The following is a 21,722-nucleotide window of genomic DNA, read 5'->3' as shown; positions in this document are numbered from 1 at the left end:
CTTTTATGCCGTTTTAGAGGTCATTTTATTTAACTCTGCTAAACTTCTTTTTTAGGTTTAAGAAATACTTTTCGAATAAGAAATAAGATAAAAGAGGTACAATAATTAACCCCGGAATATTGTACGGAAGTTTTGAAAATACATTAGGTAGTTTGGCATCGAATGAAGCAAATAACATGTGCCAGATGTAGATACTGTATGATAAAACGCCTATAAATGAAATAACTTTAGTATTTAAAAACCTATATATCCAATCCTTATTAACCAAAAGGTTAGTAATGATTAGATAACCAATCAAAACCGATATAATTAAGTTTAAATAGGCTGTTTTAACTGTATAGAAGTCATCAAAATTGAGGTAGAATATCATAAATATAGCTAATACATTACCAACAATCTTTGTTTTCATAATCCATTCACGATCAAAAGCTTTACTAAAGGATAATAAGGCAAATAAACATCCAACTGCAATACACTGAAATTTGATAAGATAATGTGTAAAGTAATATAAGACTCCGTGATTTATAGCCGGGACAGCCTCCTGAATGGTATAGATCACAGGTAAGGCAACAACAACAAAAAGTATACAGTATAAAAACAGCTTCCGATTAAGCTTTAAAATAAACGGAAACAAAATATAAAATTGTTCCTCGACAGCAAGCGACCAATAATGAGATAATATTTGGGTAAAAGAATGACTCCTAAAATAGCTAAAATCCATAAGGTAAAGAGCCGCTCCAGCAAATTGAAAACGTGGGATACCTAAATTGTAAATGACATTTAAAAAAGCAATCACTATTAAATACAGGTAGGCCACTGGAAATATCCGCAAAACCCTCCTGATATAAAAACTACGCAATGAAATATTACAGGTTAACTCTTTTTCCTTAAGGCATAAAGTAGTTATTAAAAACCCACTGAGTACAAAAAAGATACCTACCCCTAACCGGCCGTTAAATATATAACTGGTAATTGTTCCGGTAAATAAATGTAAATGATAAAATACTACAAGTATTATGGAAATACCTCTAAACCCGTTAAGGGAAGGATAGTGATTAGCTGTTAAAATTTCAGATATAAAAGCGGCTGGTTTAGTTTCTAATGATGGCATCATTCAAATATATATAAAATATGCAACCTTCAATATCAGCCTAATTGCCACACTTATGCCAGTGTGGCGACGTACAATTGCCCTGTATTACCAAAAAACAATCTGTGATTTGCTATAGTTGGATCAGCTACCACCACCTGACCATTTAAAAAATTTAAGTTTTCTATGAAACCAAAATCAGATGCAGTGTATACAGCACCTCCACCCGATGTAGTATATATCCTATTGTTTGGCAAATTTGGGTCAGCGTCAATATCGAACGCACCACCCGATATTGTTTTAAATGAGTAGGTCAAATCCACCATATTCATTACTACAACCTTATTACCGCCATTAGTGCAAACATATATTTCATCCGGGTTATGTGCATTACGCTTGGCTTTCCCTAAATCCCCAAATTGCGGATCGACAATTTGTTGTATAACCGCAAAAGTGGTTGCATTTAATATGGCTAATGTTGTTGAACTTATAATTGCCAGTAGTTGATTTCGACCTAAGTTTTGGTCATATTCAAGCCCTCTGCCTATAGAGTCAGTCGATACCGTAGTGCCACTTAACGCCAATGATGTTCGGTCAATAAACATTAATGCCGAGTTATTAAAGTCAAATACCGTTAACCTATCGTTAACCGGATTTGGGTCCATCCTTATATGTATAGGATTTGAAAAGCCCGAAATAATGTTTGTCCTGGTTAATGTAATTGTATCATATACCCATACCTGTCCGCCTGTTCCACGGGGGCACACGAACAACCTGCTATTATCCACATCTATACATATATCATTAACCGTGTTAGGTGGTTGCGGATTAAGTGGTGTAATAATATTTCCTTTTGATGTACTAAATTTATAAATAGAGCCATTTATACCTAATAACTGGCTGCCTGTTTTAAACATTGTTCCCATGTCTATGCTACTGCTATTGCTGTTTTAATCCAATCGGAGCTGTTAATTTTTTCATACATCTTATTTACCCCTCTCACATGCTGTCCAACTATGGCCGAAGGGAATGCCGTTTGGAGATTTGCGCTTGTTTTATCGCCTCCGGTGTCGTCAATAGTACCTATGTAATAATCCAAAACTGATGGGGACATAATTAATTGACGTATCCATTGATTTGTCCCTATGCATTTATACCGGTAAGTTGTGTCCGCACTTTCCTGGCCTATTATACCAGCACCCGCGGCCACTCCGGTTGTAAAGTCTGCTGTAGTTAAATTGTTTGGTGCAACAAAAATGTTTACCACATCATAGTTTAAGGCTGGCCCGGTAGGTACTACACTCACCACCTTTTCAGTAGCATTTATAGGTAAGCGGGGCATAGGATAGCCGACAACGGTCAAGGTTTTATTTAACAGGCTTTTTAAAAACAACCGATGGCCCAATGCTGTGGGATGTATACCGTCGGCACTATGGTCGGTATTATTAGGGTCATACCCACTACTATTCGGATTGTATATCGTTACCGGATAGCCCGCGAATTGAGCGACAGCATTTTTTATAGCTGTATTGGCTTCCGCTGTTTTTGCTTTACTGGAAAGCCCGGGGGGTGCGGCATATTCTGTGTCTGATTTTTCCGGTACCAATGCTACAAAAGCAGGCGGATATATATTACAATCACCCAAAAAAGCAACGTAATCAATAATGGTAGGCAGGTTATCCAGTGTGGTAATTGTAATTGAAGTACCTGGATACTGGCTTTGAATAAACACCGGATAAGGTGTTATACTATTATCATAATTAAGCACATCGGTTTGACCATTTGTTTTACCTGTGGGCGAATAAGTATAAATTATTACACCACCTACAGAAACCGTAAAGCCACCTAATGGTGCTGCCCCTGATCCATCATCGGCATAAGTTCCGATTACTAAGGGCGCGCCGATGCTGTCAAATGAGTATGTAGAACCAGCAACATTAGAGGATATCCCTTTTGACGTAAGGGCTTGATTGGGTTCGATATGCGCAGCTTTACCGCCGTGTACGCTGGTGTCATAATCCGCCCAGGTTCCTGTTTTGCGCATATTGATATAATTGCCAGCATAAATTACTTCAGTAAAACTACTTACCAAAGCAGAGCTTACACACCCGAATATCTTTGAGCAATTCTTAGCGTTATCGGCACTTTTAAAGTCATTAAACCCCATTTCAATTAGACTTATTACAGTCCTGTTTGATAACACCGGCATATAGGCATAATACTGCCTTAATGCAGAAAAGCAGTTAGTTGCCGATTCTGCTCTTTTATTAAATGTTTGCATACCTGTTATTTCGGCAAACAAAATACCAAAGGGAAGGTCTGCGCCATTAATCATATAGCCGTCCGAAATACTTGTACCAAATATTTCTACATCTTTACCCGCATTTGTAGGTAAAGCCAGGTAAGAATCGGTGTTAACAACCATATCTACCCAGGTAGCGGCGTTATCGGCATCTGAGTATTTTGCCAATATCTGACCAGTTGATCCACCGTTTGGTAAACCTGTAAGCATTAACTCATCTAAATTTCTATACTGCGTAAAGCCATCACCTATTTTATGAGATATAACTTTACCAGAACTATCTTCGCCATAAGCTGAGCGGCCTTTTTCTAATATCAATACTGGACTTATAGCCGTTATTGGCTTTCTTATTTGTTGAATTATTCTATTCATTGCTATTAGTTATTATACAGGTTTTGAGTAAATGGTATAATTAGCGTAAGTTCTGGTTGGGTCATCAAACTCATTAGGTATAAAACCTAATAAATAGATGTAATTATATTGCCCGGAAACAAAATCCATTGCTCCAGATGACACATAAGTAATATTATCGGGTGATGGATTATCTGCAAAAGTTGCCCCCCAGGAAAGAGAAGGTGTTGGATCTACGGTAAACACGGGGGAAGAATCTCCATAATTTTGGACCATATCATAAGTGTTGCCAGCAGCAATGTCAAAACCACTTACATTGATGTTTTTAGTTGATAAATTATGTATTCTTAACGTCAAAGGGCTACCAACAAAATCAGTCACATCATCAACAACAGCAGAATTATCATCCTTCCAAATAATAGTACCGGTATCGGAGCTCGTAGTCAATACTTGACCTGTTGTTCCTCCTGCAGGTATTTTAAGTAATGAATTAAATTGTGTCTGCAACTTACCTACGGCTTGTACAATAGTATCAGCGGCGGTTACTGCGCCGGCATCCCCCAAACCTAAACCGCTTAGTGCCGTCGCAATGGTGCGGGAGGCAGTAAAATACTTATTTATACTACCTTCTGGTACAGCATCAGTTGAGCCAGGTGAGGCAACGATCTGCATATAAGCTGATCCACTCCATCGATATTCAGCATTAGTATCCAGTGTAATGTAAATTTTGCCGGTTTCACCCGGATTCGGTAGTGTTGCAAAATTGTTTGCCTCTACTACATCATCTACATAACTGGGTAACAAAGACGCAGCAACTTTTCCTGTGCCATCTAATCCTGCATAACCATTAGGTTGATTTTTATTTGCGGAGTTTTCTGGTGTATATCCCAGATCATATATCAAAGGAAATGGCACAGGCCATGCGCCACCGCCTTTAGGCCCAAACATATCATAAGTGCTAACGTTGATATAAAAGTCGCCGTCAACCCCGTCGGTAAGGTTTGATGGGGTAGTTGTACCATGCAATATGGTATTACCGTTTGCTCCTTTTAGGCGAATGCCCGCTGGCCATGCACCGGCTGATTTAGGACCAAATATATATTGAGTGGTAGTATTGTAATAAAAGTCGCCGTTTTGGCCGGTTGATGCTATTGGGTCTATCGCCCCGTTAAGTACGCTATTGCCTCGTGGACCAGCCGGACCGGTTTGCATAGAAAATACCTGGTTCCATGCACCTGCCGATTTCTTAAAGAAAATGCCACTTGCCGTGTTGATATAGGTATCGTTATTGTTGCCTGTGGATGCTCCCGGATTCGTATTGCCATACAGAACGGTGCCATCTACAGCATTATTCCCTTGTGGTGGGGTGTAAACGATAGTCCAGGTGTTGGTGAGTTTTTGAGCAAAAGATCCTGTGTTGGTATTTATAAACACATCACCGCTCTTACCTGTATTATTTGGCGGGAGCGTACTCCCAAAAGTGATATTGGCCCCAACGGCTAGCTCCGAGCTGATAAATTGAAGCAGCGTATCGAATGCAAATTGATAATCTGTGCCATTTTTTATTAAAACTGAATTGTCGTATGCGTTAATGGTCGACGCTACAGGTAAATCGCTTATTTTTTTATCGGTTGCCATCAGTTTAAAAATTCAGTTATTGATAAATTATAGTTGTTGTAGGTGCCGGGATAGTTGAAATCTGTTTTATCGATACCCCGGATGCGGGGCCCGGCTTGCCTTGCGCTGTTATTCTTTGCATTATGTCGCCAAAGCGGAAAATTCTCTTTGTTTTCCCACAAAAACTTTTCAACTTCATTGGCATGGGCATTTGCCGTGCTGCGTTGCTGCTGTACCAGTTTTATTATAGCAGATGCCGATAATGGATCTCCATTTTCATGATGTTTGATCACCGGGCCAGTAGGCGTATAATGTATCGCGTCGTTTTCAATGAAACGCGCAAATGTGAAATAAACGAGCGTTGGGATCAATCCCTCGTACAGTATAATGTGACCGTACTGATCCAGATATTCGGCACCGTTCAGCAGATCTTTGTAATGCTGCGGAGTTTCATCTTTCAGACTACCGTCTTCATTAAAGTAGGTTAAAAAATCATAGTAGAACGCATGTCCTAAAAATGGTTTCAGATCGAGGTCCTGGGCTTTTTTAATGAACACATTGAGGCGTTCGGGTTTTATGTTTACAGTTATATCCTCGTATTGCTGAAAAGTGGTTTTATTGATCAAATAGATCATAGCATAGCCCTCCAACCCCTTAAAGGGGGTATTTTAAAGTATTTGTTCATATTAATATTGTTAAAGTGTAACTATCCCCCTTTGAAGAGATTAGGGGCACATGGCTTCGGCTTCAGCCTGTTTAAAACCAAATGCGTGCACCAGTGTCGCTATTTTGTTTTTTGATGGGATGTTTGATAATAGCAGATCATTGATGCTGCCTCCTGCTTTAACACCAATATTATCGTCAGCAATTAAAGTTGGTACAGGTATAATATTCCAGTTATCGGTTGGGTTAATATTGATATGAAAATGACTGAATAACTCAGAAAAGGTTTCGGAAAGTTCCAGCCTATCGGGCGAGGTATTATCATTAAATTCGATGATCGCCTCTTTTTTCTCACTGCCATTACTCAGTCCCGAAGATTTTTCGGAGTTGATAAGCTCTTTTGGTACCGAAAAACCTTTGATGATACGTGCCTCTACCGACCTTTCGGTAGTTTCAAAAAGTTTATCATTATTTTGAATAGGATAAGCTTTGAATTCAGGTTTTGTACTTTCATCCTCGTACTCTATAACAATTATTTTTTGAGCGCTTTTTGTTCCTTGAAAAGCTCCAAGATCTTTTTCTAATTGCGATGGAGTGTTTATCCCACCATACTCATCTGCGTCTGGACGGCTGTTATCAGCTTCTTCCCGTCGGGCCTGCATAAATAGCATGGTTGATGGTAAAAAGCCTGTAGTAACTTCGCGATTATTAAAGATCTTGATGCCGGCTTCAGTCTCAAAATCTTCCCAAACAGAATCGGCTTCAATCAAAGGGTAATCATCTACCTCGGGATTAAAATATAAAAGCTGTCCTTTATAATGCTCCCAGCCACCTGCATCGGCAACCTGTTGTTCGATTACTGCTGGATATGGGTTGTATTTATCCAGGAAGATGATCTTGCTGCGCATAATGTTTTTCCAGGTCTTACGACCCCAGTCTGAGTAAAGAGCGTATTTATTAGCGGTATCCTCATTATCCGTATCGCCCATACGTATATCCTCAAATTTTACATAATTGATTGATGATATTTTAAAGTTGGCATTGTAGTTTGCATGTATACCAAAGCCTGTGAATAGGGCTTTATCGGTAGCTAAGGCTTTTAATAGTTTAGCTAATGTCAGCCCTTTTTCATTTACAATTTGTTTGCTCAGGTTTTTTACTTCAAAACCATTGCCGGTTATAAATTTTGCTCTTTTGTTCCAGCAGTCTTTTGCTGTGGGCGAAGCGGCAACCAGTTCCAGCATACGTTGTGGATAGGCATTGTCCAGATCATAATTTAGAATGCCATAGGTCTGGTTGGGTCGTACCAATATTCTTCGCTCAATCTGAGGGAGATATGTTTTCATAAGCCTCCCTCACCCCCTGAAGGAGAAGTTAGCGAGCCAACCCCTTTTATTTTTTTGTTATTTGGTTTTTCTATTTCTTGTTCGTCCTTTTCGACTCCCCCTTCAGGGGCCTGGGGGGCAAACAAACTTATTATATGCGGATATCTTTCCATGTACCATTCCAATTCAGCATCTGTAAGAGAGTCATTATCATGCACTGCCGCGGAGCCCGGGGCGAACTGATGCTTGCCGGGCTTTAGGATATATTTTTTTGTCATAGGATCATTAGTCATTAGGTCATTAGTTGATGTTGATGAATTTTATGGTCATTAGCCATTTTATAATGACTAATGACCGAATGACGCAATGATTATGCGGCCACTAAAGTCTCTAATGCTGCTATTGTACTGGCGTAAGTAGCTGTGCCAGACTGTGGCGCGATAGATACCGCGCGTGGAGGGTAGGGTTCCTTCAGTTTATCCGGATTGGTAAGTTTTAACTTGTAACCCCCGTCCAATGTTTCATCGGCTGCATTGCGTTCCGCATCGGTCAGGATCAGTCCATTTACGGCTCCGAAAAGCTCGATAGCCGAATCGCTGGATTTGTAATTGTTAACCGTGATGGCGCAAACCCTGCCGTAACCCATGGCGGTTAACTGTGTTTTGATATCAACAGACAGCCCGGCGATATTAAAGTCTATTTCTTCGGTGTAGCGCGGACCAACCTGTGTTTTGGCCAGTTTGGAAGTAGTACCAAAGCTGTTGTTGGTGCCTTCAAATTTGTAAACTTTAGCCGCGCTAACCGCTGTTAAACCGGTTACGATAAGCGGATTGGTGATATCATAAGTGAGTGCAATATCATCCTGGTTAAAGATGTAGACCACATCTTCGATGCCCGCTGTAATGGGATCAGCCGTACCCAGCTTAAACCCTGCATTTATTTTATTATAAATTGACATATTTTAATTAGTGATTGATTGAATTAGTGATTAGGCCAGGTTTTGAGTTATTGAATTATTGTAGCGAGTTTTTCAATTCCCTAAATCAATAATTCAATAACTCAGTAATTAAACTACGCGCTCAGGTAGAATAGCTCGTTGGCGAATTTGTAGTTTACCGCGGCTTTCATGCGGGCCTTCATGCGCACTACGTTGTCATTAGTGTAGGGTTTCATGTAAACGGTTGATAGTTCCGAAGCATCACCCAATAGATCCACTCCTAAGAACAAGTTTGACGAGCGTGCACCGAGGATGGTATTGGCTTGCCAGTGGTTCATCAATTGTAATGGTAAACCCAAGTAGTCCATCTTTTTAGGATCGGTGAAAGCGTTAAGTACATTAACCGCTTTATCTGCCTGTGCCTGGGCGTAGGCATAACCTACGTGTAATGGGATCTGTAGGTTAAAATCAGATTGGCTACGATCGGCTGGATCCAATTGTGCATAGATGCCGGCCAGTACGCCTAATACATTGCTGGCATTGATGTAGCTAACAGTTGCCGCTGTTGATGTACCGGTGAAGGTTGCCGGTTTTCGGGTGTTTACCTCGTTAAAGTTACGTACCAGCTTGAAGCTTGTAGCGCTTACTACTTTAATGAAGTACGATTGTCCCTGTACGTTGATACCAGTAGCTCCGTTGGTAGTATCCTTGCTGCTGCCGGTTACACCGGTAATAGTAACCACGTCGCCATCACGTAAAGTGGCTGTGCTGGCTACGGTTACTATACCTGATGCATCAATAGCGGTTGCCGCCATGGATGTGGCTGATTTGCCCAGATCAACTTTGTAAACTCCGGATGCGGCAGCTATGGTTGGTAATAGACCTGCGAAATCGGCAGTAAAGGCAGCTTCTTTGGTGGCACTTTTGCCTAACCAATACAGGCGCTCGTTAGCTATTTGTATTTTGGTTAAATAACGTTGCACCATAAAGTCAGACAGGTCAACAATGCCTTCATAGTCCATAAACGCGCCCGGTTTCAAGGCTTGGGCTTCCCATGATTGAGCCAGCTTGTCCCATTGTTCCTGCTTCATGAATTCGTACACTACGGGATCAAGGTAGCTTTCAGTTTGCTGAGCGGTGGTACCCTGATCGGTGAACAGACCGGATGGGTTTTGTAGTACAACGTCGTCATCAACATCAAGTATAACCTTGCGCGATTTTACGTCGTTAATTACGGTGAGCAGGCCACGCTTTACGGAATCGGCTTCCAGCAGTGTGCTTGCCATGAACCCGGCCAGCGCTTCGCCGGCATAGGTGTTGTTAGTGAATGTAAATTGAGCCATTTGTTTTTTTAGAATATTGTTTGATTGTTAGTATGCAGTTTGCCGTAGGCAGTATGCAGTTATGAAGGGGTTAGGATTTGATGAACTAACTGCAAACCGTTAACTGCCAACTATTTTGAAATTGCTTTTTTAACCGCGTTTTTAGCTATTTCGCTTTGTGGGGCGAAGAATGGGGTTGCCTCTGCTTTTGCTTTGTTGCTGCGTTTGGAACCTTCGGGTGTAAAGGTTGATTTGATTTCGTTTTTAACCTCTACGCGTGTTTTTTGCAGGCTGTTATTAGCTGCTTCCAAGGCCGCTTTGGCTTCGCTCAGTAATGCGTTCTGAGCATGAAGCCTGGCTTTGAGTTGCTGCACACGGTTTTCAATATCGGCAGGTTTTTTTGACGATTTAAATTTATCCTCGGGCAGATCGTCATCATCGTCCTCGTCGCTGGCATCGGTTTCGCAGGGACTTACCTTTTGAACCTGACCTTTTTGTACGGCTATTTTTTTGCCGTCAGCAGTGGTGTAGGTGTCGGCAGGGGCAGGAGTGGTCATGTCTTCGTCCTGGTACACTTCGGTGCCCTCGCCAATGTCGGCGGCGTGATGCAGCGTGCCTTTGTCGGTAATGGTTTGCTTGTTTACCACTTTTTTGAAGAAGTTCATAATCTTATCCAAAACCGACGTGGTTTTCTCGATAAGTTCTTTGTTTTCGATGTTCATGTTGTTTTTATTGTTTAAGATTTTGTTAATGCATCGCTGGTAAACCGCGGGGGCGGTATCGGTGTATTTTTGGATGAGGGCGCTGTTGGTAATGGGCGAATTGTAATCATCAATGCGGTCAATAAAGCCCAGATCAAGGGCCTGGTCGGCAGTCATCCAGGTAACGGAATTGATAAGACTGTTGATGGTGAGGCCGTCTAATCCTGATTTATCCATGTAGATCTGTGCCAGGCGCGATTGTACTACATTCAACATCTGCACATCTTTTAAAAGCTCATCGGCATTACCGCCAGAGCCTATCATAGGTTTGTGGATCATGAGCAAGGCATATTTGCCCATCACGACCTGCTGGCCGCCCATTGCCACAACCGAAGCTGCAGAGGCGGCCAGTGCGTCTATGTAAGTAGTTACCCTGCCGGGATATTTTTTAAGCAAGTCATAAATGGCGATGGCATCAAACGCGCTGCCACCTACAGAGCTGATGTGGACTTCTACATCGGCACCGGCTGCTGCCTCCAGCTGTTGTTTGATGTAAGATGATGACAAGGTGCCCGAACCTATACAGTCGGTTTCGGTATCATGTAAATAAATTTTGTAACTCATTTGTTGGGATATTAGATGTGTGTATTGAGTATTGAGATTGTCTGAATCAGAATTCGCAGGATTTTAGAATGCACAGAATAATTCTGGGAATTAATTAATTCTGAAATTCTGATTCAGACAGGAGCTTTTGAAGTTGTGCCGGCTATTAAATATGAAGCAGGATTGCTCCTGTGTTTAATATGCCGATTGGCATAAATCAAAGGTCGTGATTAGTTTTTATTTTGGTGGTGACAGTGTTTTGTCGGTGGGTGGCTGAACCTTGATTTTCCTGATTTTAGGATTGAGGGATCATTGCAATTGGAATCAAGGCAATCTTATGATCCTAAGAGTCATGGTTCAGACTAATTGATATTCAAATATCGGGACAATTATTTATTAGCGTGGTGACAGTAGTTTGTCAGTAGGAGATTCTGTATAGTAGGTGAGTTACTCGCAACGGTCAACTCGCCACCTAATCTATTCTGAAAAGCAATTCAATGCCCGCCAAATGGTACGCTCATCTTTACTGAACTTGACTTCTGCCTCCAGTACTGCTTGGTTTTTGCTGATGCCGCGTGTTTGCATCTGGGCATCTACCCACAGATAAATTTCGCGATAGGTAAATATTTTGGTAGTGATGAAACCAGCCTTGTACATGGCCGAAAATACGCCTTCATCAAACAGGGTGTTGGCAAGTTGGATGTTCATGTTTAAATGATAATTTTATATAGATGTTTGAAACTGAAATTCCTGATCTTATAGGTAATGCCAGGGTAATTTGTTATGCCGTTACTAATTTGTCATCGCCTACAGGTAATACCCAACATTTTGTGAATGGTAAATTACAAGATGCTGCTTATGGATTGGCCATTTGTCAATATAAACCAGAAGAGGGATACTACTTATTTTATTGTAACAGTGATTGGGTAGAATTTGCCGACACCTGGCATGAAACAATTGACGATGCAAAAGATCAGGCCGAATATGAGTACACTGGTATAACTGATTTTTGGAGATACAAATAAATCCAACTTCCTAATACCCCCTTCAGGGGATTAGGGGGCTTACAGATTTACCCTGTTCACCGTTTGGGCCAGAATGTTTTGCTGGTTGTTGATGTCTTTAACATCTACATAAACAGGAGGGAAGTTATTAATCATCTGGTAGGCCAGGGTGTTGGCGAGCTCTTTTACATCATTAACCGGCTGGTTGTAATAGCGGTTGGCATTGCCGCCATCGGTAAATATACCGCCTATGGCATAACCGCGACTGGTATTGGGCATCGAGAAATCCCTGCCGCCGTGTGCCACGTTGATGGCGCTCACCAGGTTGCGTGCCCAGGGATTGCGCATGGCTTCGGATACCACAATAGCTTCGCCCGAACGCAGGTAGGCATTGGTATTATCGTTACGACTATAGCCGGGTAGCAGGGCACCGCGCCCGTCCGATTGGTAATGCAGACCGCCTTTGGCATATTGCGGCGGTTTTTGGACAGCAATGGTGGCTACCTGTATAGCTGTTGCAGCAATAATGCCCGGAATAACAAAAGGGGCCAGGATGCCTGTTTGCGAAGTTGCCTTGGTAACCGCCAATGCACCATTGATAACCGCCTGTAATATGGATGCCTTTTGTTCTGATTTAAAGGCTTTTACCTTTTCGGCGGCTTCCTGTTTTTGGTACTTGGCTTCGATGGCCTGGCGTTGGGTGCTGGTCAAGCTTTTATTGCTTAGTTCGGCGGCTTTGTCTTTTTCCAGGCCCTTTATTTTGGCATCGCTTTGGTTTTTGATATTATTTTGAAGGATTGAAAACGCTGCGTTGGAAACCTGTTGTGCCGTTTGTTGAATAAATTCATTACGTTGTTGCTCATATTGTTTGGTTAATTGAGTAATAGCCTCTTGTTTTTGAATTTCCAGCTCTTTGATCTTATCGGCATTGCCTGCAGCCAGTTTTATTTCATAGTTGTACTTATCTGTGATCAGCTGTTTCTCGGCATCCAGTTTTTGACCAGGGAGGATGGCTTTATCAACGTTTTTTTGGTCCTTGGCCATTACATCATTATGCTCAATCATGTCCTGCATGTGCTTTTTGGCTTCGTCAAAATCATTTTTATTAAAAAATTGTATCTTATCACCAATGGCCAGGTGGAATTTTTCCTGTAATTGTTCGGCTTGTTTATTATAATCATCCTGGCTGATCAGTTTCTTACTCAACTGATCATTTAATAAAGACAATTCGATATCATAATGTTGCTTATCCAGTTCAATTTGTTTGGCAAAAGTGATGGATTTGGCTTCGAGTAAATCGGAGCTGCGGGTTTGGGTAGTTTTTTTAACGCTGGCTTTTTTAAGTTTCGTAGGAGTTGCTATTTCCGTATTATTATCCTGAGCCATCATTTTTGCAATTTTGTTATTGCCTCCAGCAAATTTCACAAGGAAATCAATTTGATCTTTTAGTATTTTCTTATCTTGGTCTGCTTGGGCCTGTGCAAGATTTGCTCTATCTTTTATAGCTTTCCTAAGTGAACCAAATGTTGCACCTCTGCCGCCACCTTGTGCCGAAAAATTGTCGGATACTGTGCCTGTGTTTGCTAATTCATGAGCTTTTGCATTATTTATCTTTTCTTTTTTTAAATCAAGATCTAATATTTGTGCGCTAAGCTTCTCTATTTTAGCTTCGGCGGCTCTTGCTCTTGCATTTTCAAATATTGATTTAGTAAGTTCATCATAACTTTTTTTAGCATTACCGTTCAAAATACTTTCATCACTTATAGCTTTAAGATGTTCAGGAAATTCTTTTTTGAGCTCTTTTACGCTTTTAATTCTATCACTATAGCCGTTATTTACATCTGTAGCTGATTTATATAAAATTTGTAACCTGGTAATTTCTGAGGATGCCTCTTTGTTGGAATCCTTCATTACATCGTTTAGGTTTTTAAAGTTTAGAGCCATTGCATTCGTGGCGTCTTTTCCCATAAATAATGCTTTTGCAAAATTTATAATTTCGGGAAGGAAAGCAACTACGATGGACAAGCCACCAGTTAAAGCAACCTGCCATCCTTTAATTACATCTACAAAAAGATTAATTACACTTAGCCACGATGCGAAAGAATTAGAGGCTTTTGAAACTTTTTCATCAACCTTATCTCCGGTGGATATAAATTCCTGATTTTTGGTATTAAGTTTAGTTAGCGATTCGGTGTACTTAGACAAATTTCTATCTAAGTTATTTAGATTGTTTGAAAACGAATTAAATGGCTGTGAAAGGCTATTTATTGAATTTCGTAGACTATCAAATGATCTAACGTAGCTATCTATTTGTTTTTGTCCATCGCCTGTTACGGTAACATCGATGGAAATTTTGTTGTCATCTGCCATTTGTATAGATTTAAATAGTAAATTGATTGGATATGAAAATTTTGAAATCAAAAAGTTTTAGAGAACATGAGAGCTTAGCAGTTTTTGTAAACGAGCAAGGAATTAGAAAGGAAGACATTTTAATTATAACGATGAAAGAATATGGATTCTTCTTGTTTTATTATGCTGAAAAGTAACTGAAGTGTAAAGCGTATTTGCAACGAGTATCAATATAATATTGAACATGTGCCTATCAGCATAATGTAAAATGCACAATGACACGAGGTATATAAAGCGGACTAAGTGGACTCGTGTTGTCTAATAGTCACAGGTAGCTGGCTTACAAGAAACAACCTTAGCTGACGCAGGTATGTCGCGTGTGTTTTCAATATCCGGGCTAAATCTATTCATTAGATACACTCACGACAGGCGTGCGCCAGTAGGAGGCCACTTTATTCTATTATGTAAAAAATGCTATTTGGCATATTCGTATTTGCGAAAAATCATTCTAATGTATTTAGTTGTATTATAAATCTTCGATTTATTACTTCGTTTGTTTAGTTATACTTTTAATCTTAAAATTAAGTTCGGGTGACGAAAATATATCTCTGTCATCGTAATTATTGCCGTGAAAATTAATATCACCTACTATATCATCTTTTTCAAATGAACCATTTACAAAAATCTGGTCGCCGGTTAATAACTTTTTTAACTGATTTTTAACCGTAGTGTCGCTCATTGATACTTTTGAATGGAGTATGATAACTTTGAATTCAGATGGATCTTCATATTTACCCATCTTTTTTGAAATATTTAAAGTAACATCAATATAATCGAGCAATTTGTCAACAGAAATTTCATGAACAACGGCAGGCCATTGCTTAACATCATCGTGCAGGCTATCTGTAATAAATTTTATTAATTCAGTTTTCCCGTTTTCAAGCGCCTCGGTCTTTTTTATATCGTTTGACTCATAAAAATAAAGAGAATCAGCCGTATTGAACTTTTTAATTAATGCCAGTTGCGTAGCCGGTCGGTTATCCGTTATTTTATTTTCTGGTGCCGAATTACATCCAGCAATAATAAGTGAAAGTAGAAGTAAGTTGGAAATTTTCATGCTTTAAAACGGCTTAGGTTTTATTAATCTTGTTTGCTAATTATTTTAGTAAAAATAAACAATAGAATAATGAATTGCAAATAATAATTAAAGTTGTGGATAATATTGCAGTGATAAGATCGAATACCCCAGGCCAAAACCTGTAACAAAATACCGGGTTCATCATCCTATTGAAAAATTAGCCATATGATCGTTTTAAAATCCGATTACTTTAGTAGCCATGAACGCCTTACCCGCTTTATCAATGAAAATCACATTAAACGTGAGGATATATTGGTTATTACCCAGGATCATCTGAGCATGTTCACTATGTTTTTTTACGGAAATGACTCGATTGAGGAGATAACACACGGCATGTTCTCTTAACCCAGCTTCACCAACTCTACCTTAGTAGGCTGCCCGCTGCGCCAGCTGTCAATTTTGTTGATATAGTAATAACAGCCATCCTGCTCCAGGTAAACGGGAATAAGCAGGTTAAGTTCCAGGATATCGCGCGGGCTGAGCAGAAAGTAACGTACTATCTTTTTGGTTTGCCGCAGTATCTTTTCCAGTTCGGGGTAATAGGCTATTCGCAGATCTTCCCACAGTAAGCTGAATTCGCCGCCCGGTTTATAAAAATAGGGCACAGATATGATATCATTCACCATAATGTGGTTAAGCCCATCGGTAAAGGTAACTGATGGCGCACCGTTTTGCTGGCGCAGGTCGATCTTTTGATCTATCAGCAAACGCGGTTGCGTATTGATGCTGAAATCAACAGCATCGGCATCCTGTGTGGTATCTATCTTTAATATCTGCGCCATGTTACCGCCAATGTAGGATCGGTTAAGGGTAGGAGCAAACTGGCTCTCGAACAGGGCGGTGGTTAAAGGCAGGGTTTTATCGGCCACATTGATCTGCGAGTTGCCGAAGTTTTTGGGTAAAATGGCGTCATCCTCCTTATAGGTTATGGTGTTTACCTGGGCGTAGTTACCCAGCTGAAAGGAAACGGTTTTGCCCTGATCAACACATTTGCTTGTCCAGTTTGTGGCCACGGGTATATTATTCACAATATCGCGGAAGGACGAAAAAGTAACCGTGCGCGTGGTATTATTGGTTTGGCAAATAATGCCAAAACGCTGCAGGGCATCTTTCAACAAATCTTTTTGGGTAATATCCGGGAAAATGCGCTCGCACTGGATATCCTGACCGAATAATACGTCCTGATTATCAGCCTTAATAGTTAGCTCTGTACCGCCGGGCATACTAAACCGCGAGCCGGTGTAGCCTTTAAATTCATACCCTACATGCAGCTGCCCGCCTATAGGTAACTCCGCATCGGTGGAGAGGGTTACGGGATCCGTGGTATTTTTATAAGCGAAGAGATTAAAAAAGCCCGATTGCTTATCAATAACGATATTATTTTTCAGATCGAAATTATGGCTAGCCAACTTTAGCTCACCATTTGAAGGATCGGTATAAATGATATTGATATCTAAGTTGGAGGCATAATCGCCAACAAACTTGCCGTAGAAATAAAAGGAAGGTATTTTTACCGTAATGGTAACTTTAGTCACCGCCTTTGCGACATATCTGCCGGCCGATGCCTGGTAATTTTGATCACTGTTGATCACGTTTTTAAAAACAACTGTGCCTATATTGTTCTGAACCCCGGGATGCGATACATTCAGCGCATCGCCTAATGACGCATTTACGCCAAGAGTTGCAGAGTTTTGATAATCGGTACCGTGCTCAAAATTGTCATTGGCAAACTGCACGATCAATTTATCATACATGGGTTGTTTGAGCAGAAACGAACTTTGATCAATCTTGTACCCTGCTGTTTGCGCAAACAGTTCGATAGCTGTTTTCAGGAAAAAGCCTGGTCGCTGGTAGCGTACATCAATTTGAGGGTTATTTAAAAAATCAGTAGCTATCCGGCCGTAATCAACCACAGGCCATATATAACCGCTGGTGTTGTTTTGCGAATGAGCAACCTTATTCAGATCCCATGTATGCTGATAAGGCACAAAAGCATTCTGTTTACCTATATCGGTAGTGTTATCGCCCATGTCATAGATTTTTACGTCCAGCACGTCGAAGAAATCAACATTGCCACTGAGCACTGTGACGCTGGCGGTATCCTGCTCAATGAGATTAAGCTGAGCGATAGCCGATGGAACGATCTCCAGTCCATCCTGTATGATCCTGGCTTCGTAATTATCATAGGGCAGGTTAGTGGTAAACAACACATCATCCGGGAAGCCCAGGATCTGCCGGTTGCGCTGTGTTAAGGGCAGCTTAAACTGATTGCTGGTATTGCCCTGTTGGTTCTTCACCTCTGCCAGGTTATTGATCTGGAAGGTGAGCGCAATGGGGCTGTCGTCACTAAGGTCGACCAGTTGATTGTTGAGGTATAGTTGTATCTGGTTCATGTTAAGTATAAAGTCGGGAGTCTTAAGTACGAAGTCGTCGTCATAAAATCAAGTCTCAGAACTCATGACTTACGACTAAAAACTTACACTACTGCGTTTGAATATTAATAGACGGCATATTGAACGTTACGCTGAATGGCGCCTGCCCGTTGCGGGTTTCATACTCGCTGTAAGTAGCGGTATTAATCACGATGGTTTGCCATTTTACAGGGTTTTTGTTCAGCAGCATCTGCACCTTGGGCGAGTATTTGATGGATTGTAAACCTTTGATATCATTAACCGATAGATCCTCGGCCATTACCTTCATTTTTTGCCCGGCTGTTTTGCTGATCACCTGTTCAATACCTTCCTGGTTTTCCCAGTCACTTACAAAATTCTTGATGATCACGGCGTTCTGTACGTCCAAACTTACCTCTTGATTAAAGACAAAACGATAGTATTCCCAGCTTCCGCTTAATCCTATCCAGCGCAGGTAAACGGAATTATCATCAACAGCATCATCTATCCTGATGGTTTGGGTTTGGGTAACGGTATGGGGAATGTTCTGATCGTCATTGTATTTAAGGGCAAGGTTCATATAAAAAGCCTCACGCGGGAAACTGCCGCTAATGCGCAGGCGGTTAAGCCCCAGTTGAGCGGATAGAGGCGTGTTTATCTGTGTTTGATCGGCAATGATAAATGAACTGCCATCTTCATTCAATAACCAGGAACCATCCTCATTAAGCAGGTAACTGGTTTGTTGCCCGCCGGCAAGTGGGTTACGGTTAATATCCAATAAAATAAGCTCTGCATATAGCTGTAGCCCCAGCAGATCTTCACTATAAATGAAGCCAATGTCAAAAGGATAACTAATGGAGTAAGCCGGCTCTGCAAAATCAGTTACCCAGCGGGCCAGTAGTGTAGGGTTGCTCATCGTTTTAAAAGGTACATAAGCTGCCAGGTTACCACCATAACGCTCGCCCAGTTGTTTGGCGGCATACATCACGTAAAACGGATAGGGTAGCAGGGTAAAGGGCGATGTGAAGCCTTCGGTTGTTCCGTCATCATAATGCTCGGCATATTCAATCTGATAGCTGGCGCTCAGGTTGTCGTCCCTGAAATTGGTCAGCGTATAATCGCTACTATCAACCGGACGTAATAAACTTTGCAAAAAGTTCGACAGGTCGGCTTTAATAATCCCTTCATTGTTTGGTCTGTTGGTGGCGGTGATAGTGTTTTGCCTGCCACTAAGTTTATCCTGGTAGGTAATGCGCGTAATTACGTTGTAATACGGTCGCATACTGTTAATGTTGATATAACCACCTGCATTGCCATTAAAGGGCGTTGTAATGGTAATTTCGTTATTGTTACCTGCTTTATCAACTACATATACACCCTGATATATGCCGGCATTCACATATAGCTTGTCGCCGGTAACAACTTTGTATTTGCCCGTTTTAGAATCAAGCAACGTAGTATTTACCGCTATTTTGGCGTACCCCTTTTCGTTGTCTTGTGTGATGCTGATGATGCCAAAATCCTTACGCTGATAGGTAAATACAATGGGATTAAAGGCCGCGTTCCAACGGGATATATTGCCTCCGCCCAGGTTTACTGACGGATCATCGATCAATAAACCGGATGTGGTTGGTATGGTAATAAAAGCCTGGGCTGTGCAACCTAATGGGTTACTGTCTTTTACCATGGGTTGTACCAGTCCTCCGCTTAAGCCTGTAAAAGTGGGTGACAGCTGCCAGGATGCACCGAAATTATTGCTGTACTGTATAGGGGCATAGCTTGATGACGCGTTAATGGTGATCTGCGCGTCGGCTGCACCTACGGCCGATTCGGGTTTATCTACATTAACATAATTGATCTTCAGATCGCACACACCCGGATTAGTAGGCGGCGGACCATCTCCCGGCTGTAAGGAAACTATCGAAAAAGTGGTATAAGTACTGGAAATGGGATCACCTTGCGGACTATAATGGCTTTCGCGCAGCACCCCGCTATATATTTTTACGGACTGACCGGGTACAGTAACGGTTTCGGTACTGGAATAGCCATCTGTGTTGACCTGGTAGGTTACCACGCAATTATTGCCATTGGTATATTGCCCCGTCGTGGTATCAATAATGGATATCAATACATCGGCAGTATCAATCTCGCCTCCGTTTTGATCAGGGTAAGTACTTACCCAGTTAGTTTCTTCTATTATAGCTAAAATGCCCATCTTGGTGGTTAATTATTGAGTTATTGAATGAGTTATTGTCTGAATCAGAATTTACAGGATTTTAGAATTAACCGAATGCAAGTCATTTCTATTCTGAACATTTTAAAATCCTGTAAATTCTGATTCAGACAATAATTAAAACGTATCAAAGTACATGGTTGATAAGGAAATAGTTAAACCAATGCCAGTAGTATTGGCGTCGAACTTATTATAAACCGGCTGGCATTTAGCCTTGCTGCCCGCCTTGATGCGGAAGTACCGGCCGTCGCCATCGCGGTATTTGGCGGCTTTTACAATAAATTCATTGGCCAGCCTCAAAGCCTGGTTTACAAAAGTTTCGTTTTCTGCAGTGTATTGTCCAAACTCAGTTTGGTATAGGAATTCAATGTAGGCAGTAAACACATTGTCTACCGATCCGTTAACCTGTGGCGATACATCAATGGGTTGTAATGGATACATGAATACACACGGAAAGGCCGTTACATCATCGGCAAGGGTATTGAGTTCTGTTTGTGTACCGTAAGCAAACGTAGGGTTGCCCGTAAGGGTTTGTACTATAGCTTCTATTTGGTTGCGCATGTTTTGTGAGGGGTTGATTGAGTTGATTGGTGAGTGGTTGATTAAGGGAGTGGTTGATTGAGTGAATAGTGAGTTTTGTCTACGTTGTTTAACATATTTAAAAACCACTCACTTAATCAACCACTCACTACCTCACTATACTTCCGTTGATATTCCGCTTCGGTCTTGTTGAGCAGGAGTTTGGTGAGCACACGCTCATAGGGCATGTTCATGATGATATCCCATTTGGTTATATCGCCGCCGGCCAGTGAGTTGATGGTATTGATATATTTGAATTTCTCGAACGACTGGATGCCCGCCCGTTTTTCCAGCGCTGTAGGAGCCGATGCCAGTAACCGGTTTTCGGCTTCCATAAGTTGGGATAACAGAAAAAAAAATGGCGCGCGATGGGTAGTGCCTCCGTTACCCGCATTTTTTTTATTTCGTTACAAAATTCCTCAGCCTGGTATTCATTGTACTTTTGCCCGGTGGCCTTGCAAAAAAAGTAATGGGCCAGCACCTGGCAGCAGGCACTTAATGACGGGTTAAAACGTTCCTGCCAGTCTTCCTGGCCATGCTCTTTAATGTGGTTATTAATCTCCTCGGCAATAATATCCCTGGCCGCCATAAATGCCCCGGTCGGTTCAACCGAAAGATCATGGCTTACTTTTACATTTTTCTGCACCTGCTTTTCCCGGGCATCATGTAAAATAAAAACAACCTCTTTAGGTATTACCTCGCTGTTGTACAGGTGTTTGATCTGGTGCGACAGGGCTAATACTGTCTCGGTAAATACCTGAAAATCGTCAACACTCTTTACATTGTATAATTCATCAACAGCAATGCCCGAAAGTATACCGATAGCTTCAATATCATTCAGATCGGGCTTTTGCTGCATGGCCATTATTTGCCCGAGTGTTACCTCGTTTAATTCCGTGGGAATTTTTACCGATAACTTGCCGGTGATTGTTTTGAGTGTTTTTTCGATCATGGTTTATTGTGGTTCATGGTTCATAGTTTTCTAAAGTTGATGATCTATGGTTTACAGGTAGGTATTCGGAAGATTGTTTTTGGCTAAAGCCAGGGAGTATTTCCATAATCCGCCCCATAAATGGGACGGCAATGAATAAAAGCGATTGATTTATCCTTCATTGCCG

19 protein-coding genes are annotated in these 21,722 nt (G+C 41.2%); 2 read left to right on the top strand and 17 right to left on the bottom strand.

Features of this window, described 5'->3' with window-relative positions:
- Positions 1-25: 25 nt before the first annotated feature.
- From BLR84_RS06990 to BLR84_RS06940, 11 genes are all read right to left on the bottom strand, one after another.
- Complete coding sequence (locus tag BLR84_RS06990) at positions 26-1,111, bottom strand: acyltransferase family protein (RefSeq protein WP_176851982.1); 1,086 nt, start codon at positions 1,109-1,111, stop codon at positions 26-28.
- Positions 1,112-1,164: 53 nt separating this feature from the next.
- Positions 1,165-2,016 (bottom strand): YncE family protein, encoded by an 852-nt coding sequence (locus tag BLR84_RS06985; protein WP_090466377.1) that lies wholly within the window; start codon positions 2,014-2,016, stop codon positions 1,165-1,167.
- A 2-nt stretch (positions 2,017-2,018) separates the two neighbouring features.
- Positions 2,019-3,764, bottom strand: a complete 1,746-nt coding sequence (locus tag BLR84_RS06980) for an SGNH/GDSL hydrolase family protein (protein ID WP_090466375.1) — start codon at positions 3,762-3,764, stop codon at positions 2,019-2,021.
- Between the two features lie 12 nt (positions 3,765-3,776).
- The gene (locus tag BLR84_RS06975) at positions 3,777-5,381 is read right to left on the bottom strand and encodes a hypothetical protein (RefSeq protein WP_090466373.1); all 1,605 of its coding nucleotides are present in this window, start codon (positions 5,379-5,381) and stop codon (positions 3,777-3,779) included.
- Positions 5,381-5,995, bottom strand: coding sequence for a DUF6712 family protein (locus tag BLR84_RS06970; protein ID WP_090466371.1), 615 nt, complete (start codon positions 5,993-5,995; stop codon positions 5,381-5,383). The genes BLR84_RS06975 and BLR84_RS06970 overlap by 1 nt, the downstream gene beginning before the upstream one ends.
- Before the next feature lie 90 nt (positions 5,996-6,085).
- Positions 6,086-7,369 (bottom strand): hypothetical protein, encoded by a 1,284-nt coding sequence (locus BLR84_RS06965; protein WP_143013853.1) that lies wholly within the window; start codon positions 7,367-7,369, stop codon positions 6,086-6,088.
- The gene (locus tag BLR84_RS06960; RefSeq protein WP_143013852.1) at positions 7,366-7,626 is read right to left on the bottom strand and encodes a hypothetical protein; all 261 of its coding nucleotides are present in this window, start codon (positions 7,624-7,626) and stop codon (positions 7,366-7,368) included. Before BLR84_RS06960 ends, BLR84_RS06965 begins: the two co-directional genes overlap by 4 nt.
- 92 nt (positions 7,627-7,718) lie before the next feature.
- The gene (locus tag BLR84_RS06955; RefSeq protein ID WP_090466365.1) at positions 7,719-8,306 is read right to left on the bottom strand and encodes a hypothetical protein; all 588 of its coding nucleotides are present in this window, start codon (positions 8,304-8,306) and stop codon (positions 7,719-7,721) included.
- A 113-nt stretch (positions 8,307-8,419) separates the two neighbouring features.
- Positions 8,420-9,628, bottom strand: a complete 1,209-nt coding sequence (locus BLR84_RS06950) for a hypothetical protein (protein ID WP_090466363.1) — start codon at positions 9,626-9,628, stop codon at positions 8,420-8,422.
- A gap of 110 nt (positions 9,629-9,738) precedes the next feature.
- Complete coding sequence (locus tag BLR84_RS06945; RefSeq protein ID WP_090466362.1) at positions 9,739-10,932, bottom strand: head maturation protease, ClpP-related; 1,194 nt, start codon at positions 10,930-10,932, stop codon at positions 9,739-9,741.
- 456 nt (positions 10,933-11,388) lie between these two features.
- The gene (locus tag BLR84_RS06940; RefSeq protein ID WP_090466360.1) at positions 11,389-11,619 is read right to left on the bottom strand and encodes a hypothetical protein; all 231 of its coding nucleotides are present in this window, start codon (positions 11,617-11,619) and stop codon (positions 11,389-11,391) included.
- Positions 11,620-11,642: 23 nt separating this feature from the next.
- Here BLR84_RS06940 and BLR84_RS06935 point away from each other — a divergent pair, with 23 nt between their 5' ends.
- Positions 11,643-11,936: a hypothetical protein gene (locus BLR84_RS06935; RefSeq protein ID WP_090466359.1), complete on the top strand. Its 294-nt coding sequence runs from the start codon at positions 11,643-11,645 to the stop codon at positions 11,934-11,936.
- A gap of 39 nt (positions 11,937-11,975) precedes the next feature.
- On the opposite strand, the gene BLR84_RS06930 is transcribed toward BLR84_RS06935, so the two are convergent.
- Together BLR84_RS06930 and BLR84_RS06925 are read right to left on the bottom strand one after the other, a co-directional pair.
- The gene (locus tag BLR84_RS06930; RefSeq protein ID WP_143013851.1) at positions 11,976-14,120 is read right to left on the bottom strand and encodes a hypothetical protein; all 2,145 of its coding nucleotides are present in this window, start codon (positions 14,118-14,120) and stop codon (positions 11,976-11,978) included.
- Between the two features lie 688 nt (positions 14,121-14,808).
- Entirely contained in the window at positions 14,809-15,381 is a 573-nt protein-coding gene (locus BLR84_RS06925; RefSeq protein WP_090466356.1) for a hypothetical protein, read from the bottom strand.
- A 186-nt stretch (positions 15,382-15,567) separates the two neighbouring features.
- On the opposite strand from BLR84_RS06925, the gene BLR84_RS06920 reads away from it, so the two are divergent.
- Positions 15,568-15,747, top strand: coding sequence for a hypothetical protein (locus BLR84_RS06920; RefSeq protein WP_090466355.1), 180 nt, complete (start codon positions 15,568-15,570; stop codon positions 15,745-15,747).
- Here BLR84_RS06920 and BLR84_RS06915 read toward each other — a convergent pair.
- The 4 genes from BLR84_RS06915 to BLR84_RS06900 form a co-directional block, all read right to left on the bottom strand.
- A complete protein-coding gene (locus BLR84_RS06915) occupies positions 15,744-17,795 on the bottom strand; it encodes a hypothetical protein (protein WP_090466353.1) in 2,052 nt (683 codons plus the stop codon). The genes BLR84_RS06920 and BLR84_RS06915 overlap by 4 nt on opposite strands.
- An 88-nt stretch (positions 17,796-17,883) precedes the next feature.
- Positions 17,884-20,007: a hypothetical protein gene (locus BLR84_RS06910; RefSeq protein WP_090466351.1), complete on the bottom strand. Its 2,124-nt coding sequence runs from the start codon at positions 20,005-20,007 to the stop codon at positions 17,884-17,886.
- Positions 20,008-20,142: 135 nt separating this feature from the next.
- Positions 20,143-20,586: a hypothetical protein gene (locus BLR84_RS06905; RefSeq protein ID WP_090466350.1), complete on the bottom strand. Its 444-nt coding sequence runs from the start codon at positions 20,584-20,586 to the stop codon at positions 20,143-20,145.
- Between the two features lie 229 nt (positions 20,587-20,815).
- On the bottom strand, positions 20,816-21,556 hold the full coding sequence (locus BLR84_RS06900; RefSeq protein ID WP_090466348.1) for a hypothetical protein: 741 nt from the start codon (positions 21,554-21,556) through the stop codon (positions 20,816-20,818).
- Positions 21,557-21,722: the final 166 nt, after the last annotated feature.

The sequence above is a fragment of the Mucilaginibacter sp. OK268 genome (assembly GCF_900103125.1).
In the GTDB taxonomy this organism is placed as follows: Bacteria; Bacteroidota; Bacteroidia; order Sphingobacteriales; family Sphingobacteriaceae; genus Mucilaginibacter.
Note: the sequence above shows the minus strand (reverse complement) of the source record. Positions and strands in the feature narration are given on the sequence as shown.